Genomic DNA, 16,667 nt, shown 5'->3' with positions numbered 1-16,667 from the left:
TTCTAAAGCTAAAATTAGATTTAAGGACTGGTTTATTCTTTATTTCTTTTACAAAAATACTGATTCTTTATTGTTCTTTTATTTGTTGCAATAATTTCGCCAACTCCTTTGTGATTTCGGGGTATCGACTGGCAAGGTTTTCTTTTTCTCCAATGTCCTTATTTAAATCATACAATTGTGGTTGCTGGTTATTACCCATTTCGATATTGGTTAATAAATTCATTGTTGGTCCGTTACTCGGATCAATATATTTCCAGTTCTCTTTTCTGATTGCTAGGGTATTGATTCCTTGCTTAATAAGTACCGTTCGCCCTTTGTTAGTTTTGCCTAACATAGCTTGCAGCATATCTTCTCCATCAATTACCTGATCTTTGTCTAATTTTACGTTCAACATTTTAGAAAAAGAAGGAAGTAAATCCACCTGAGATAATAAAGCTGGTGACACTCCTTTTTTTATTGTCGCTGGCCCCCTGACGATAAAAGGAACACGTGTGCCTGCCTCAAAAGTACTATACTTTCCGCCGCGTAAAGATCCCCAAGGAGTATGTCCATTTAATTCTGTCACGGCTCCGTCTTCATATCCGTCATCAAGTACAGGTCCATTGTCACTGGTGAAAATAACGATGGTGTTATTTGCTATGCCTTGATATTCTAGTTGCTTCATGATTTCCCCTACAGTCCAATCCATTTGTAAGATGGCATCACCACGATATCCTAAACCGCTTTTTCCTTTAAACATGGTCGAAGGCATGCGGGGAACATGAGGCTCTGTTAACGCATAATAAAGGAAGAAAGGAACTTTTTTATTCGTCTCGATAAACTCATTTGCTTTCGATAGAAAAGTCATCGGCATTTCCTCGTCAGTCCAACGGGCTTTGTTGCCGCCACTCATATAACCAATACGTCCTATTCCATTTACAATAGTATTGTTGTGTCCATGGTTAGGGGAAGATTTCATTTTTAGTAATTCAGGATTTTCCTTGCCCGTTGGGCCATTCCCCACTTTTTTGCTATAATCAACTTCAATAGGATCATTAGGATCTAGTGCAACTACATGGTGATTTTCGACAAATACAGTAGGAACTCTATCAGCCGTTGCAGGGAAAATATAGGAGTAATCAAAACCTACTTCATTCGGTCCTGGTTTTATTTCGCCGTTCCAATTCTTCTGTAATTCATTTCCTAAACCTAAATGCCATTTCCCTACAATTCCAGTTTTATAACCCGCTTTCTGAAATAAAGAAGGTAGCGTGGTTTTATCTGTCGGAACTATTAAAGCAGCGTCTCCAGGAAGTATTCCAGTACCTTTTGTTCTCCAAGGATATTGTCCTGTCATTAAACCATAACGAGAAGGAGTACAGGTTGCCGAGGTGGAATGTGCATCAGTGAAGCGCACTCCTTGTTTGGCCAGTTTGTCTATGTTAGGAGTGTTAATCTTGGTCGCTCCATAACAACTTAAATCACCGTAGCCTAAGTCGTCAGTCATGATGATTATGACATTTGGTCGCTTTTGAGCAAATATAGCTGTTGATAAAAGGCATAGCAAGAATATACTGCTCTTTTTTAGTATCGAAAAGCTGTTTTTTTTATGCATTGTTAATTATAATTTTAGTTGGTCAATTTATAGTTTACTGTTTCTTGTATTTATAAACTCCCAGTTTTTAACAGCTGAAGTTTGGTGTTCTTTTTTTAGTATTTCTTCAAACCTTTTCACTAGTTTCGAATTTTGATTTGAGACATCTACTGTTTCATTTCTATCGCTTCGAAGGTTATAAATTTCCCAAAGTGCGTTAGGATTTTTTTTTAAATTACTTTTTACACCTTTCCAGTCGCCCATTCGAATAGCGATTTGACCTCCTTTTTCAGGATATTCAAAATACAGATACTCGTGTTTTTTTTGTTTGGACTTGTTCCCTAGTAGTTCCGGAAGAAAAGAAATGCCGTCTGTGTTTTTAACTTTTTGATTGGTTAAATCTGCAATTGTAGCAAAAAAATCATATTGGGCAGAAATAAGATCTGAAGTCGATCCAGCACGGATTTTCCCGGGCCATCTCGCGATAAATGGTTCCCGAATACCGCCTTCGTATAAATCCATTTTTAATCCTTTTAAATTATCTACACTATTAAAAAAGGCAGCATCAACACCTCCATTAAAAGTGGTTCCGTTGTCACTGCTAAACATGATAATCGTGTTTTCATCGAGTCCTAATTCTTTTATTCGATCCATAATAATCCCCACTTGGGCATCTAGATAACTAATCATTGCTGCGTACGTAGATAGCGGATATTTAGTTGAAGCATAACCATTTTGTCCATAGTAAGGTTTTTCTTCAAAGAGACCAATATATTGCTTTATCCATTCCTCTGGTGCCTGTAAAGAAGCATGCGGAATTGTATATGGCAAATACAAGAAAAAAGGATTTTCCTTATTGTTATCTATGAACTTTAATGCTTTTTCTGTCATTTTTTCTGGTGCATAAACTTTCCCTTTAAAGTAGTCAAAGTCAGTATCAGTGGCTGTTTTAGGATCTAAAATTTTATGTACATTGATATACGGCTGATTTAAAGTATCCCATTTTTCATTCTCCCACAAGTGTGTAGGATAATAATTATGAGATTGCTTTTGATCGAGATAACCGTAATAATAATCAAAACCCTGGGCATTTGGCGAGCCTTCAGTCCCATTCATTCCAAGGCCCCATTTTCCTACCAATGCAGTCGTATATCCTTTTTGCTTTACTAATTCGGCAACGGTAAATTCCTCTGCTTTTAACGGGATCTGGCCTTTTTCTTCACTATCTAAAAATCCGCCCAGTTCATAATTCCCCCTAATGTAGGAACTTCCCCCATGTTTACCTGTCATCAACATACATCTAGCGGGGGCACAAACAGCCGAGCTTGAGTAATGTTGTGTAAAACGCATTCCTTCTTTTGCCATGCGATCAAGATTGGGCGTTTTTATTTTCATTTGACCATAACTTCCCAACTCACCATATCCTAAATCATCGGCATATATATAAATGATGTTGGGTTTTTGTTGAGATAAAACAGAACTAGATAATAGGCAGCAGAAGATTATCGCTTTAATTTTATTCATACTTTTTATGTTATAGATAGATTCACTTATTATTCTTTTTAATTCGTTTTAAGAATGAAAGACTTCTGCTTATTAATATGCAAAGGATTATTTTCTGTCTTATTGGTGTATTGATATTTATTTGCTAGTGCTACTTAAATATCAATACAACCGTATCAAGTTTTTGAAACTAATTAATTGAGAGTGAATATCAAAAATATAATATTTTAAGTAATGGATCGCACTAGTGCCTACCAGTTTATGGGTAACTAGTAGAGATAATTCTAGAATGGATGTGCGATTTAGTATTAGTTTAAGTAACAGCCGACTTATTGTTATAAAACGAATAGAATCTGCACATTATGTTAGTATTAAGAATAGCTGTAAAACAGAACTTTTTTAAGAGGTGTTGATTATTAATAGAAATCAAAAGCTAAAAATGCCTCTAGTCGAGAATCTATCGAAAGGTTTTTAAAGGTTTTTTGGGTTTAACTTTTTGAAAATCTAGTTTTTATTCCTACTCTCTATTCGCATTATTAATTACAATTGTCGATTGGAATTCGCAAGATATATTGTAATGCAATAGTGATTATCTGGTCAAAATCGGTAGTAATAAGTACTTTAAAAGTTAATCTCTAATCATCTAAAGTGTCCATAGAATGGTCTTCATACCAGTCTTTAAACGTTTTTGTAGTGGTATACTTATCAGTGAGCACGGCGTATACCATAAATAAAATTAATAAGACTCCAAAGATTAGTAAGCTTATGGAAATAGTGAATGCAATGTTTGTATGAGATAAACCTGCAAAAACAAAAACAAATACTGTGGTAATCCACACGAGTAATATTGCAAAATTTTTCATGACTTTTTCTATTAAATTTACGATTAATAGTTAGAAATGAAAGTTAACTAAATGATAATCAATTTATAAATAAGTAGTTAGCCGAAAAAGGTGCGATTAACTATATGTGAACAAGAATTGGATTATGGCGGGTTATATTTGATTTTGCTAAATGAAACAGACAATCATAAAAAAAGCTGCAATTTGCAGCTTTTTTTATGATTGTCTATTGTGAATATTTTTTACCAGCTTCCGCTTGAACCTCCTCCTGAAAATCCGCCGCCGCCAAATCCACCACCGAATCCGCCGCCGCCAAATCCTCCTCCAGAAGATCCACCGCCAAAACCGCCGCCTCCGCCACGGCCAAGACTACTTAAAATAATTACATCTAGTAAACTTGGTCCAAAACCACCACGATTTCCAGAATTACCTCCGCCACCTCCGCCTTTATTTTTAGAAATAAGAACTAGGATAATAACGATAATAATAATGAAGGGTAATATTGGGAAGCCTTTCTCTTTGGCTTTCTGTTTTCTTTCTCCTTTGTATTTGCCTTTAAAAACATCAATCAAGGCATCGGTTCCTTTGTCAAGGCCATTGTAGTAACTACCAGCTTTGAATTCAGGAGTAATTATATTTCTAATGATTTCTCCTCCAATTCCTGCCGTTAAGCGATCTTCAAGTCCGTAACCAGGGTTTATTGCTATTTTTCGATCTGTTTTAGAAACCAGAATTATAACTCCATTGTCCTCTTTTGATTGACCAATTCCCCAAGTTTGTGCCCAGTTAGTCGCTAGCTGACTTACATCTTCTCCTTTTAGACTTTCAATAGTAATGACTACAATTTGAGTTGTGGTAGAATCAGAATATTTGATTAGTTTTTCTTCTAGTTGAAGTTTTTCAGTCGAGCTTAAAAGATTAGCATAGTCGTAAACAGAAGTGGCTAAAGTAGGTTTTTCTGGTATAGTATATTGTGCGAAGCCCAATTGAGTAACAAAAAAGCAAACAAGTAATTTAAAATAAAGGGAACTATTTAATTTAGATATAATCATATTAGCCTTTTGAGATTTCGTTTGATAATTCATTCGTGTCATCTTCTGACCAAGGGAAATGTTTTTTTAATTGTTCTCCAGCGATTAGAATTCCGTCAACAAGACCTTGTTTGTAATTGCCATTTTTAAAATGAGCAACCATAACCTCCTTGGTACTGTCCCAAAAATCATTAGCAACGACATCATTAATCCCATAATCTCCGCAAATCACAAATGTTTTGTCTTCAACGGCAAGATAAATTAAAACCCCATTTTTTAGTTGGGTTTCATCCATTTTCAATTCATTAAAAACTTCCAAAGCACGATCATAAACATCTAAAGCGGTTGTTTTTTCTAAATGAACCCTAATTTCTCCAGAGGTGTTTTTTTCGGCCATGCGAATAGCTTCCACAATCTCTTGCTCTTCTTCTTTGGATAAAAAATCTTCTACTTTTGACATTGTATTTTTTTTTGAATGAAGATTAACGTCCCGAAACTTCGAGACGTTAATCAAATATCTGAAAGAGTTTTTTAGAATTGTACTTCAACCGGTTTTTCAGCACCTGCTACAGCTTCGAAATATGGTTTTTCCTTAAATCCAAACATTCCTGCAAAAACTGAATTTGGGAAAACTTTGATATGATTATTGTACGGTTTCACCGCTTCGTTGAAACGTGTTCTAGCAGTAAGAATTTGATTTTCGGTACTTGCCAATTCGTCCTGTAATTTCAAGAAGTTTTGGTTGGCTTTTAAATCAGGGTAACGTTCCACACTAACCAATAATCGAGATAGAGAGCTGCTTACACCGCTTTGAGCTTGGTTAAATTGCGTTAATTGTTCTGGGGTGATATTAGTTGGGTCAACTGTAACCGCAGTTGCTTTGGCACGCGCTTCAATAACCGCAGTCAAAGTGCTTTTTTCAAACTCAGCGGCTCCTTGTACTGTTTTTACTAAGTTTCCGATCAAGTCATTTCTTCTTTGGTAAGAGGTTTGAACATTACCCCAAGCTTCTTTAATTCCCTGCTCATATACAACAGCAGTATTGTTAATTCCCTTAACATAGCTGTAAATTCCGAATATAACTACGGCTCCGATAATCCAAGGCAAAAATCTTTTCATGTTTGTTTAATTTAAAGTTGATTTTTAATATTTGTTAATTGTGTTCTAATGGTTTCTAATTTTCGGATAATTTCAAATTTATCCAATGTTTTCTTTTGGCCTTCTTTCAAATGGATTTTAGCTCCTTCTAATGTGAATCCTCTTTCTTTTACCAGATGATAAATGAGTTGCAGGTTAGTTACATCTTCAGGAGTAAACATTCTATTTCCCTTAGCGTTTTTCTTAGGTTTAAGGATATCAAACTCACTATCCCAGAACCGAATCAGGGAAGCATTTACATTAAAAGCTTTGGCTATTTCGCCAATACTGTAATACCTTTTATCTTTAGAAAGCTCAATATGCATATTCTGTTTTTTAATAATTATTTATTTAAAAAGTCAAAAATCAACTTCAAAATTTAATTCTAATAATCCTAATTCCTAAATTTTTAAATCCTTTAATCAAGCGACTGATTCTCTTGGTTTGCTAATTTTGAAATCGCAACATATTCCACTGCCGAAATATTTCCGTAATAAAAATTGAGTGGATTAACGACTTTACCGTCTTTGTGTACTTCATAATGCAAATGGGGTCCTTCAGATCTTCCTGTACTCCCCACATAACCTATAATGTCGCCGCGCTTTACTCGTTGTCCCGCTTTACAATTGTATTTACTCAAATGACCATACAGAGTCTCGTATCCATAACCATGCCTAATGACAATATGATTCCCGTAACCGGATGCTCTATTATCTGCTTGTGAGACCACTCCGTCACCAGTTGCAAAAATTGGTGTGCCTACTTTGGCCGTAAAGTCCATACCCTCATGCATTTTACGCGCTTTAGTAAATGGATCTGTGCGATATCCAAAACCAGAAGCCATCCGTTTTAAATTTTCGTTCCTGACAGGCTGAATGGCAGGAATGGCAGACAAAAATTTATTTTTCTCTTTTGCCAGTTTTAAAATGTAATCCAGCGATTTCGATTGTATTGCCAATTCTTTTGTAAGAATATCTACTCTTTTGGTGGTATTTAGGACCAGTTTTGTGTTGTCAAAGCCTTGTAATGCAGCATAGCGATTATCGCCACTATAGCCTGCTTTTCGTTCCTCTTCAGGTATGGGTGAGGTATTAAAATAGGTTCTGTATAAGTTGTTATCGCGCTCTTCAATTGCTTCAATTACATTGTCAAGTTGGTCTATTTTTCGATTCAATACGGCATAATTCAGCTTTAAGTTTTCAATTTCCCGTTGCATCAATCTATCTTTTGGCGTGTCGAAGTAAGGCGTGTTTAATAATATTAGGAAACTTAATGAACCAAACAAGGCTGAGGCCACTAAAAACAAGACAATAAAACCGAATTTCTTTCTTTTTTTTGTTTTTATTTTTCGATAAGCCAGATTTTCCGAATCGTAATAATATTTTACTTTCGCCATATTTTAAAATACCCTATTTTTGCACCTTGTAAAATGCAGTTTGAACAAATTTAATAAATGTTTCATTTGTTCCCGCTTTTTTTCAATAATAAATATAATAATGTGCCTTTCCCAGCTATTCGTTTCAAGTTCTCGTCTTGAAATCTTTTTTTCTGCTGCGCTGGTAGGAGCTTCCTCCGGTCGCTCTGCCACCACAAGAAAAAAATAAATTTCAAAATTTCGAAGCTTTCCACTATTATCTGGGGCATAAAATGCTTTCGAGCAAGACATAAATTCAAAAACTTCGTGCTCTAATTGCACTAAAAATAAAATAATGAAATCACAAGACGTACGTAAACAATTTTTAGACTTTTTTCAAAGCAAAGGACATTTAATCGTTCCTTCGGCACCAATAGTTCTTAAAGACGACCCAACCTTGATGTTCAACAACTCTGGTATGGCGCAGTTTAAAGAATATTTTTTAGGTAATGCCACGCCAAAAAGCAATAGAATTGCCGACACTCAAAAATGTCTTCGTGTTTCAGGGAAACATAATGATTTAGAAGATGTAGGTTTTGATACCTATCACCATACTATGTTCGAAATGCTAGGAAACTGGTCTTTTGGAGATTATTTCAAAAAAGAAGCCTTGCCTTGGGCTTGGGAATTCTTAACCGAAGTGTTGAAGTTAGATAAAGACCGTTTGTACGTTTCCGTTTTTGAAGGAAACGAAGCAGAGAACGTACCTTTCGACCAGGAAGCTTTCGATATTTGGAAACAATTCGTTCCCGAAGATCGAATCATCCTTGGAAACAAAAAAGACAATTTCTGGGAAATGGGAGATCAAGGACCATGCGGACCCTGTTCTGAAATTCATGTCGATTTGCGTACTGATGAAGAAAGAGCTACAGTTTCAGGTCGTAGCTTAGTAAACGCTGATCATCCACAAGTAGTCGAGATATGGAATAACGTATTTATGGAATTCAACCGCAAAGCCGATGGTTCTCTTGAAAAATTACCGGCTAAACACGTAGATACCGGAATGGGGTTTGAGCGTTTGTGTATGGCGATGCAAGATGTAACTTCAAACTATGATACGGATGTGTTTACGCCGCTTATCGAAAAAGTGGAGGAAATTACAGGATTGAAATATACACCTAACTCGGTCGTTCTAAACGATAGTGAGGAATCTGAGAAACAAAATAAAACCAATATTGCGATTCGTGTAATTGTCGATCACGTGCGTGCGGTAGCTTTCGCTATTGCCGATGGACAGTTGCCGTCTAATACTGGAGCAGGATATGTAATTCGTCGTATTTTGCGTCGTGCGATACGTTATGGTTTTACATTTTTGGACACCAAGGAACCTTTTATCTATCAATTAGTTGCTGTTTTAGCAGACCAAATGGGAGAGTTTTTCCCAGAAATCAAAAAACAACAAGCATTGGTTACTAATGTGATTCGCGAAGAAGAAGCTTCTTTCCTTAGAACTTTGGATCAAGGATTACAATTGTTAGACAAAGTAATTTCTGAAACTAAAGGAAAAGAAGTTAATGGAGCTAAAGCATTCGAACTATACGATACTTTTGGTTTTCCAATCGATTTAACGGCTTTAATTCTTAGAGAAAAAGGATATGAGTTAGACGAAGCTGGTTTTGATAAAGCAATGCAAGAACAAAAATCACGTTCTCGTGCTGCTTCTGAAGTTTCTACTGACGACTGGAAAATTTTGGTTGATGGAAATGTTGAAAGTTTTGTAGGTTATGACCAAGTTGAAAACGAAGTAAAAATCACTCGTATTCGTAAAGTAGATTCTAAAAAAGATGGAGTGCTTTATCAAATCGTTCTAGATGCGACACCTTTCTACCCAGAAGGTGGAGGGCAAGTAGGAGATAAAGGAATTTTAGTTTCGGCAAATGAAACGATTGAAATTATAGATACTAAAAAAGAGAATAACTTGATTTTGCATTTTGCGAAGCAATTACCTGAAAATGTAGATGCTAGTTTTGTTGCCAAAGTAAATACTGATTTAAGAGGATTGTCTTCCAAAAATCACTCAGCAACCCATTTAATGCACGAAGCTTTGCGTACAATTTTAGGAACGCATGTAGAGCAAAAAGGATCATTGGTAAATCCAAATAATTTGCGTTTTGACTTTTCGCACTTTGCAAAAGTGAGTGATGAGGAATTACAAGAAGTAGAAGACTTTGTTAATGCAAGAATCCAAGAGCAATTACCATTAATCGAAAGAAGAAGTATTCCTATTCAACAAGCGCTAGACGAAGGTGCTATGGCTTTGTTTGGCGAAAAATATGGAGATAATGTGCGTGCTATCAAATTTGGAAACAGCATGGAATTGTGCGGTGGAATCCACGTGAACAATACCGCTGAAATATGGCATTTCAAAATCGTTTCTGAAGGAGCTGTTGCGGCAGGAATTCGTCGTATTGAAGCAATTACTAGTGAGGCAGTGAAAAAATTCTATGCATCGCAAGAAGAATTGTTGAGCGAAATCAAAGCGACGTTAAAAAATCCACAAGATACGATTAAAGCAGTGGTAGCGCTTCAGGATGAAAACGCAAAATTAAAAAAGCAAATTGAGCAATTAATTAAAGACAAAGCAAAAGGATTAAAAGCAGAGTTGATGACGCAAATCCAAGAAGTTAATGGCGTTCAGTTTCTAGCAGTCCAAGTGGATCTTAATCCAGAAGGTGCTAAAGATTTGGCTTATGATTTAGGGAACTTGGGAACTAATGTGTTTTTGGTTTTGGCTACAGCCGAAGAAGGAAAGCCCATGTTAAGTTGTTATATCTCTAAAGAACTAGTTGCTGACAAAAAATTAAATGCTGGACAAGTAGTCCGCGAATTAGGAAAATATATCCAAGGTGGAGGAGGTGGGCAGCCTTTCTTTGCTACCGCAGGAGGGAAAAATGCGGCAGGAATTTCAGAGGCTTTAGCTAAAGCGATAGATTTTGTAATGTAATACATTGATTTTTAGTTGGAAAGTGTATCTGGGAATGGTTTTTTGTTACCTTTACATTGTAAATAAAATCACACCAGTTCTGTTTTTCAGTGACACTTTTTTAATTATTCGAAATGAAAAAAGCAAATGTATTTTGGGTTTTAGCGGCTATGTTGTTTGTATTTTATTCTTGTGTAAATGATAAAAGCGGCAATACTAAATTGTTGACAAAACTAATTGAAACTACTGAGAATGGCGCTTCTGTTACGACTTTGTTCACATACAATGGAAATAAAATTGTAAAGGCAGAGAATGGGAAACAGCAGCTTAATTATAACTATACAAATGGATTAATCTCTAAAATTATTACAAAAAATAAAAGTGATCAATCTATAATTACAGTTGATTATAATTATCAGAACGAAAAATTAATTAGGGTCAAATCTTCGGATAACTATTGGATTAATTTCATTCATAATACTGACGGAACGATAGCTTATGAACGATTTACTTTAAATGCCAACAATCAAGAAGTTAAATTATATCATGGAATTATCTCATTTAAAGATGGTAATTTAATAAAAGACAAGCGCATTTTAGATGATACCGCTGTTGGAATTGTGACAACTAAAAATGTGAGTTTTGAGTACGATTCCAAAAAGAATCCGATGCACAGTATTTTGGGATTTGATAAATTAGTTGATCAGAACCAGTTGATGTCTATTAACAATAGCGTTATCAATGTTGTGGAGAATAGCACTACAAATGCATTGGACCAAATCACATCTTCGGCTAGATTATATAAAAGTACGTTTGAATACGACACAGACGATTATCCTACTGTGCAAATCAACGAAAATACAACTGGAAATACAGGTTATTTAAAGTCTGAATATTTTTATTAATAGACTACTACGTTTGAATAAATAATACAAGATGCAGTTCAGAACTCAAATACCTATTAAAAAGACCCGCAGTCCGATAGATTATTATTCGAAAATCATGTCTTTGGGATCATGTTTTGCGGTAAATATGTCTGAGAAATTGGACTATTTTAAATTCCAAAATTCCTGCAATCCATTTGGGATTTTGTTTCATCCACTAGCAATCGAAAAACTTATTTCATATGCAGTGGAAAAAAAGATCTTCACTGAAGCTGATATTTTTTTTCACGATGAACGCTGGCATTTTTATAATGCACATTCTGATTTAAGCAATGCTGATCCAATTGAGTTGTTAGCTGTTTTGAATGGGATTATTCAATCAACACAGAAACAATTAACCGAAGTAACACACGTCATTATAACCTACGGAACAGCCTGGGCTTATCGCAATATTGAAAGTAATGAAATTGTTGCTAATTGCCATAAAGTACCTCAAAAACAGTTTGAAAAGCAATTGTTAAGTACAGACGTAATTCACAATAGCATCCAAAAAACAATTGATTTAATTCAGTCTATAAATCCAGAAGCAAGAATTATTTTCACGGTTTCTCCAGTGCGACACATCAAAGACGGTTTTGTAGAAAATCAATGGAGTAAATCCAGTTTAATCGCCGCAATACAACAAATCCTAAATCCTAAATCTGAAATTCTAAATTATTTCCCTTCCTACGAAATCATGATGGATGAGCTTCGTGATTATCGGTTTTATGCCGAAGACATGTTGCACCCAAATCAAGTTGCAATTGATTACATTTGGAAACGTTTCAAGGAAACAAACATTTTAGAAACGGCGCTGGCAACAATGGAGGAAGTTGAAATAATCCAGAAAAGCTTATCTCATAAACCATTTAACCCAAATTCAGAGAGTCATCAAAAATTTGAAGCTAAATTAAGGGATAAAATCGCTAAATTGGGCTCTCAATATTCATTCATGAAATTTTAATTATGCTTAGAAGATTACTTATTTTTATAGGGTTGATATTAGCGGTGGTGCTGATGTTTAAATATTGCGAATTCAAAAAAGAGGACGATTCGACCACGATAGATAGCGCTGGCTTGATACAACAGCAAATTTTAAACGTTGGTAAGCTTATCGTTACCGAGGGGCATTTTGCCGAAGTTGTTACCTATAAAAATAAGGAAAAATACCTGATGGGTATTGTTTCATTTGATAAAAAAGCAGTGATTGTTGTTAATGCAGAAGTTACAGTTGCTTACGATTTACATAAAATGAAATATGATATCGACGAAGCTAACAAAACAATTTCAATCGTTTATATTCCGAAGGAAGAAATAAAGATCAATCCAGATATTAAAATCTATGATGTTGAACAAAGTAGATTAAATCCGTTTACGGGTGATGATTACAATAAAATAAACAAATCGGTTAAAGCAAATTTAGCTAAGAAAATAGAGAAATCTTCGCTTAAGAGCAATGCTCAAAACCGACTCATAAGTGAATTATCTAAGCTGTTGATAACGACGAGTAATTTAGGTTGGACTCTAAAATACGAGGGAAAAGTAATAAAAAGCGATGTTGAACTAGACCAACAAATAAAGCTGTAATAATTTTAGCTTTAAAATAAAGAACCGCCAATTCGCAAAGAAAATCATTGCGAATTGGCGGTTTTGTTTTTTAATAGTATGAATCTTGGCTGTGAGTTTATACGTTTTCTTTATGAAAAATCAAGTCCAGTCCTCCAGTAATCAAATGCGTTACTTCTGGTCTTTTTATTTTTAAATCTTCAAGGTAATTCAAAACTTCATCCAGTTGTTGAGTCTCGTTTCTGTCTTTAAGGAGTTCGGCGATTTCAACAGCAAGTAGCCAATCTTTAGGATGATCTGTTTTTAGTTTTTGAAAGATAGGCGCGAAAGAAGCGTACATATCTTTCGATTCTCTAATTATTCTTACCATTTGGTACAAAACCTCTAAGTCATCGCGTTCCGCAGTGTGTTTTGCCTTAATTGTGGTGCTGGAAGGCATATGTGTAATTAAGTCAAAACTATTTGCATCAGCTGGGCCAGAAAAAGCGGAAACTACTTTCTTACCCACTGCCATGTCATAAACTCCCCAATCTGGTTGGAATAAAATGGTTTCGCCATGCGTTACAGTACAGTTTTTAAAACGAATTAGGATAATTTCTCCTTGTAAGTTTCTAGAACCAGTAATGATTTCTCCTTCAACGGTAATTTCTCCTTCAAATTCTAGTTTCACAGTATTGCTTTCGGTGATATTGTAGGCGCTTAAGTCTTTCGGGCTCATGTCTTCAATCGCTAAATTGATGCCTTTTAGTTTTCCAATTGGACTACCAAAACCTTCAGCATGAGTTGCCGTTCCATGACCTACCAATTCTTTTTCGCGAGAAGCCAAAGCTGTTTTTCCTGTAGTTTGGATGTATATTGGTTTTCCCTCGTTATGAATTACATTTGTAAAAACTCCCGAAATTTGTAAGCCAGTACTTAATTCTATTGTACCTAAAGCAGTCGAATTAACTAATTTTTCTATTCCTGATAGTCCGCCGGTACGCAGTGCCATTTTACTTGCAAATTCCTCTAAAATTAAATTTAAATAAGCAAAAGTTGGAGTGACGTAAAGCTGAGGTTGTAGCTTTGTAATATCAAAACTTTTTTGGGCAGCAGTAATATCATAAGGAATTTTCTCCACTTGATCCGTCATGCAATGGGCACTTTCTCCAATTGAAGATAGCAAACCGGCTCCATATATTTTAGGATTTTCGATAGTTCCTATTAATCCGTATTCCACAGTCCACCAGTGCAGGTTTCTTATTTGTGCCATTTCAGAAAGTTCACCCATATTGTTTTGCAAATCTTCGACCGCTTTTTCTGCTGCATCAATAGTTGCTTGTGGCGTATCTTCGGCTTCTTTCACGATCGAAAGTAATCGGATTGCTTCATACATTTGGTAATCCTTATCGGATGAAATCGCTTTACAGCCTATTTCTCCAAAACGACGCAAGTATTCCGCATATTCTGGATTGGCGATTATTGGGGCATGACCCGCTCCTTCATGAATAATATCTGGTGCTGGCGTGTATTCTATATGTTCGAGTTGACGAATATCTGATGCAATAACAAGTACATTATAAGCTTGAAATTCCATAAAAGCATTTGGCGGAATAAATCCGTCAACTGCTACTGCAGCCCAACCTATTTCGGTCAGAATACGGTTCATGCCATACATACTCGGGATGTTGTCGATTTCTATTCCTGTTTTTTTCAATCCTTCCAGATACGAGCTATGAGCCACTTTTGAAAGGTAATCCACGTTTTTGCGCATCACGTAGCGCCAAACCGCTTGATTTATAGGTGTGTAATCGCTATAATCTTGAGGTTTAATAAATTGCTTCAAGTGCTTTGGCAATCTGTCTAATAAGGGATTACTTTCAATAGTTGGTTTCATGTCGAAAACGTTGTAGTTATACTGCAAAAGTACAACTTTAAGGAGCTATTTCCCGCTTTTCATTACAAGATTTTACAAAAAAAGCCGTTTTTGTAAGCCCTAAAAAGAGCTTCTTCCAGTCGCTTTTTTAGAACAACAAAACAAGGCTTTTGTTATAAAATGCTTTCCTTTTCACTCGGGGCTAGTGGAGTTGTTTGCTAATTAGACACAAGATATTGCATGATGATTGCAAACATAAGATGACAAGTTTGTGCGTTTTTTAGAGCATGAAAAAGAATTCACTATTCTACCTCAAACAGCAGTATTTGCGTTTTTTGCTTATCAGAGAAGTTGTCATCCGAGACAAAAAGCAACGATTGCTTGCCGTTAGATAACTTTGGACCAAAAGTTACTCCTTCGATATTATCGATAAAAATTCCTAAATCATCCATGTTTAGGATTAGCTTTTTAGAAGCAACTTCAATTGATTGATTTTGCAAAGAAGCAATATCTTTTACATCAGTCGCTTTCGATAAATCACATAAAAAAACTTTTACCGTGCAAGCCTGTGTTCCTACAGAGTAGGAGCGTTCCACGACCAATAGCTGGTCTTCGCTATAATATTGAATAGCAGACACACCGTTTACGGCAAATCCATCTTTAGGATTGGGTGCTTTAGCAATGGCTTCGAGTTGGTACGTGTATTGGGCTGTGTTTTTTTTGGTTTTTACATTGAATTTGTAAAAACGAATCAAGGCCCCTTTTTCCACGGTGGCTTTGTCACCATCGTCATAAAGCGGTTCTTCTACAACTGTGTAAATATTTTTGTAATTTTTGTCGAAAGTGATTCCTTCTAATATTCCATTATTTCGGGGACCTTTTTCTTCTTTTTGCATTTCTAAATTAGAAGGCAAAGTCACTTGGTTCTGATAATTACCTTTCAAATCCATAAATGAGATCGAAGGATTTTGTAAAACGTTCTTATCGGTAGAAAGTACGCGAGCGCCTTCACTACTCCAAATTAGAGACTTCTTTTTCGGATTGTATCGAATGTCCTCAGGATCGGCAGAGGTTTCTGGAGTGCTCAACCAATTGCCAAAAATCTTACCTTCTTGATTTTTCAGTGTATTCGTCTCTTGAAAATCTATAGCTTGGAGTTCGTCGTTTTTCAAGTGGATCTTTGCGGTATAGAATCTCGATGGGTTTACTTGTGACCGTTCATCGCTAATAAGGTAATAAATATCCTGTTTTTTATCGTAATCAATACCGGAAAGTCCGCCAATTTTAGTCTTCTTGAAATTCTGATTATACGGAATTTCGATTGAATTGATGAATTTTAAACTAGGTGATAAATTGGTTTGAGTGGCTTGTTTTATATTCGAACAAGAAAAAAGTAAGGAAATGGAGAAAAGTCCAATTAGAAGTTTATGCATGGTAAGTAGCCTAAATTAGGTTTGATATATGATTAGTGCTTTGAGTTATTTTTTTCGGCATTTCTGAAATAGTCAATTTTGTAATTGAACATCTCCGCCATGTTTCTGGCGCGTAATTTTGCCTCATCAGCAACAACGCCAATAAATAATAAATCAACCGTTTCGGTGAAAATTTCCATCCAGCGATCAAAGTGCTCCTTGGCAATGGGTAATTGTTTGTGCGGTGGAAACGGACTTCCAGAATAACTATGTACTTCGAGTAAGATAGTTTGCCAAAAGCGATACATTTTTTCTAAATGCTCAGGCCAGCGATTCGCTATTTTTTCATTGAAAATAGGACCAATGAATTCGTCTTTTTGAACTTTTGAGTAGAAGGTATCGACCATTAATTTGATGTCTTCTATATTTTTTATGTCGGTAAGGGTTGTCATAATTGTGAGTAAAAAAGCCTACGCAAAGGTAGGCCT

15 protein-coding genes are annotated in these 16,667 nt (G+C 35.6%); 4 read left to right on the top strand and 11 right to left on the bottom strand.

From position 1 onward, the window contains the following. Positions 1 to 67 precede the first annotated feature (67 nt). The 8 genes from E0F98_RS00990 to E0F98_RS00955 all read right to left on the bottom strand — a co-directional run bounded on the left by E0F98_RS00990 (position 68) and on the right by E0F98_RS00955 (position 7,482). Positions 68 to 1,594 (bottom strand): sulfatase family protein, encoded by a 1,527-nt coding sequence (locus E0F98_RS00990; protein WP_132108337.1) that lies wholly within the window; start codon positions 1,592 to 1,594, stop codon positions 68 to 70. Positions 1,595 to 1,621: 27 nt separating this feature from the next. Then, a complete protein-coding gene (locus tag E0F98_RS00985; protein ID WP_132108335.1) occupies positions 1,622 to 3,097 on the bottom strand; it encodes an arylsulfatase in 1,476 nt (491 codons plus the stop codon). A gap of 614 nt (positions 3,098 to 3,711) precedes the next feature. Beyond that, a complete protein-coding gene (locus E0F98_RS00980) occupies positions 3,712 to 3,939 on the bottom strand; it encodes a hypothetical protein (RefSeq protein WP_132108333.1) in 228 nt (75 codons plus the stop codon). Positions 3,940 to 4,160: 221 nt separating this feature from the next. Next, positions 4,161 to 4,970, bottom strand: coding sequence for a TPM domain-containing protein (locus tag E0F98_RS00975; protein WP_132108331.1), 810 nt, complete (start codon positions 4,968 to 4,970; stop codon positions 4,161 to 4,163). A gap of 1 nt (position 4,971) precedes the next feature. Then, positions 4,972 to 5,409: a TPM domain-containing protein gene (locus E0F98_RS00970; protein WP_132108329.1), complete on the bottom strand. Its 438-nt coding sequence runs from the start codon at positions 5,407 to 5,409 to the stop codon at positions 4,972 to 4,974. 71 nt (positions 5,410 to 5,480) lie between these two features. After that, the gene (locus tag E0F98_RS00965) at positions 5,481 to 6,068 is read right to left on the bottom strand and encodes a LemA family protein (RefSeq protein WP_132108327.1); all 588 of its coding nucleotides are present in this window, start codon (positions 6,066 to 6,068) and stop codon (positions 5,481 to 5,483) included. Between the two features lie 11 nt (positions 6,069 to 6,079). Then, entirely contained in the window at positions 6,080 to 6,412 is a 333-nt protein-coding gene (locus tag E0F98_RS00960) for a MerR family transcriptional regulator (RefSeq protein WP_132108325.1), read from the bottom strand. A gap of 92 nt (positions 6,413 to 6,504) precedes the next feature. Further along, on the bottom strand, positions 6,505 to 7,482 hold the full coding sequence (locus tag E0F98_RS00955; protein ID WP_132108323.1) for a M23 family metallopeptidase: 978 nt from the start codon (positions 7,480 to 7,482) through the stop codon (positions 6,505 to 6,507). A gap of 313 nt (positions 7,483 to 7,795) precedes the next feature. Here E0F98_RS00955 and alaS point away from each other — a divergent pair, with 313 nt between their 5' ends. The 4 genes from alaS (at position 7,796) to E0F98_RS00935 (ending at position 12,933) form a co-directional block, all read left to right on the top strand. After that, positions 7,796 to 10,444 (top strand): alanine--tRNA ligase, encoded by a 2,649-nt coding sequence (gene alaS, locus E0F98_RS00950; RefSeq protein WP_132108321.1) that lies wholly within the window; start codon positions 7,796 to 7,798, stop codon positions 10,442 to 10,444. A gap of 113 nt (positions 10,445 to 10,557) precedes the next feature. After that, a complete protein-coding gene (locus E0F98_RS00945; protein WP_132108319.1) occupies positions 10,558 to 11,328 on the top strand; it encodes a hypothetical protein in 771 nt (256 codons plus the stop codon). A 31-nt stretch (positions 11,329 to 11,359) separates the two neighbouring features. Next, a complete protein-coding gene (locus E0F98_RS00940; RefSeq protein ID WP_132108317.1) occupies positions 11,360 to 12,310 on the top strand; it encodes a GSCFA domain-containing protein in 951 nt (316 codons plus the stop codon). A 2-nt stretch (positions 12,311 to 12,312) separates the two neighbouring features. Beyond that, the gene (locus E0F98_RS00935) at positions 12,313 to 12,933 is read left to right on the top strand and encodes a DUF4230 domain-containing protein (RefSeq protein ID WP_132108315.1); all 621 of its coding nucleotides are present in this window, start codon (positions 12,313 to 12,315) and stop codon (positions 12,931 to 12,933) included. A gap of 97 nt (positions 12,934 to 13,030) precedes the next feature. On the opposite strand, the gene E0F98_RS00930 is transcribed toward E0F98_RS00935, so the two are convergent. The 3 genes from E0F98_RS00930 to E0F98_RS00920 form a co-directional block, all read right to left on the bottom strand. Beyond that, positions 13,031 to 14,788, bottom strand: coding sequence for an aromatic amino acid hydroxylase (locus E0F98_RS00930; protein WP_132108313.1), 1,758 nt, complete (start codon positions 14,786 to 14,788; stop codon positions 13,031 to 13,033). 281 nt (positions 14,789 to 15,069) lie between these two features. Beyond that, entirely contained in the window at positions 15,070 to 16,200 is a 1,131-nt protein-coding gene (locus E0F98_RS00925) for an esterase-like activity of phytase family protein (protein ID WP_132108311.1), read from the bottom strand. 32 nt (positions 16,201 to 16,232) lie between these two features. Further along, positions 16,233 to 16,631, bottom strand: a complete 399-nt coding sequence (locus tag E0F98_RS00920) for a group III truncated hemoglobin (protein WP_132108309.1) — start codon at positions 16,629 to 16,631, stop codon at positions 16,233 to 16,235. Positions 16,632 to 16,667 lie beyond the last annotated feature (36 nt).

The sequence above is a fragment of the Flavobacterium hiemivividum genome (genome assembly GCF_004349145.1).
Lineage (GTDB): Bacteria > Bacteroidota > Bacteroidia > Flavobacteriales > Flavobacteriaceae > Flavobacterium > Flavobacterium hiemivividum.
This window is presented reverse-complemented; position numbering and strand designations above follow the sequence as displayed.